The 1,472-nt window shown below is 39.6% G+C and carries 1 protein-coding gene; it reads left to right on the top strand.

The window, feature by feature from the left end; all coding sequences use genetic code 11:
- Window positions 1–86: 86 nt before the first annotated feature.
- The gene (locus tag ABC831_RS26320; protein WP_343251045.1) at window positions 87–1,400 is read left to right on the top strand and encodes an IS4 family transposase; all 1,314 of its coding nucleotides are present in this window, start codon (window positions 87–89) and stop codon (window positions 1,398–1,400) included.
- Window positions 1,401–1,472: the final 72 nt, after the last annotated feature.

Raw genomic sequence — 1,472 nt, 5'->3', positions numbered from 1 at the left:
CTGCTTTTTTGCAAAAACACTTGACATATATCCAAAAATGTGCGGCGAAGCCTCTTAGAAAAATATATTTTTAGGAGGCTATGCTTATGAATTATCCACTTCTTCTCAAAATCCGTCTTCTCCATTTGATCCATGCTATGGCTGATGACCCTTCCCCTTTTGTCCGTAACCCTCTCAAAGACTTTTCCAGAGTCCGTAAACTTCCCTTTGAGTCTATGATCCGTTTACTTTTGTCTTTCCAAGCCGCTAGTGTGAATAATGAGTTACTTTCCTTCTTTCATTTTTCTCCCGTTTGTCCAAAGGCTTCTGCTTTCAACCAGCAACGCAGCAAAATTTTACCTGATGCCTTCGCCTTCCTTTTCCTCAAATTTAATCAGATGGTTTCTTCTACCAATTCCTATCGCGGCTATCAGCTGCTTGCTTGTGATGGCTCCGATCTTAGTATCCCTCATAATCCTTTCGATTCCAATAATTACTTTAAACACCCTTCTGCTAAGAAAGGATTTAATTTATTACATTTAGACGCTTTATATGACTTATGTAACCGCAGATATGTCGATGCCATCATTCAATCCGGTAAAAACAACAGCGAATGTCGTGCTCTGACGGAGATGGTTGATCGCTTTCCTTCTTCTGGCAAGACTATCTTTATTGCCGACAGAGGCTATGAATGCTATAACGTTTTTGCCCATATCCAACAAAATGACTCTTACTACCTCATCCGGGTTCGGGATCAAAGCAACCGGAGTATTACTTCCAGCCTAAAACAACTCCCCGATTCCAATGAATTTGATATCCCTGTCTCGCTTCTTTTGACTCGTAAAGCTTCTAAAGACATTAAAAACAATTCTCATATCTATAAGTATCTTTCTCAAAGCGCACCTTTTGATTATCTGGATCTTAAGGAGCATCCTTTTTATCCGCTCTCTTTTCGGGTAGTAAGATTTCCAATCTCAGAAGACACATATGAATGTGTCATTACCAATCTTCCTAAGGAGGATTTCCCTGCCAGCGAATTGAAGAAGATTTACGCGATGCGTTGGGGCATTGAAACCTCTTTTCGGGAATTAAAATATACCATTGGACTTTCCAACTACCATGCAAAAAAGGCGGAGTATATCAAGCAGGAAATCTATGCACGGCTGATTCTCTATAACTTTTGTGAACTGATCACTACCCATGTGGTCATAAAACAAAAAGAAACAAAGTACCTATATCAGCTTAACTATACGACTGCAGTCTATATTTGCAGAAATTTCCTAAAAAGTGAACTCGATACCGCCCCGCCTGATGTTGAAGCTCTGATAGCTCAATACCTTTATCCGATCCGACCCGGAAGGCACTTTCCACATAATGTCAGCCATAAGACTTCCGTTAGTTTTCTATACAGAGCTGTATAAACATCATCTAATATATACACCTTTTTGAGACAGATAGCAATCTGTCTTATTGTGATGCATAATAGAGTACTT

The sequence above is a fragment of the Diplocloster hominis genome (assembly GCF_032380655.1).
Lineage (GTDB): Bacteria > Bacillota > Clostridia > Lachnospirales > Lachnospiraceae > Diplocloster > Diplocloster hominis.
Note: the sequence above shows the minus strand (reverse complement) of the source record. Positions and strands in the feature narration are given on the sequence as shown.

What these genes read in the sequence shown, in the direction of transcription:
- ABC831_RS26320 (WP_343251045.1), top strand. Translation starts at nt 87, where the DNA reads ATGAATTATCCACTTCTTCTCAAAATCCGTCTTCTCCATTTGATCCAT.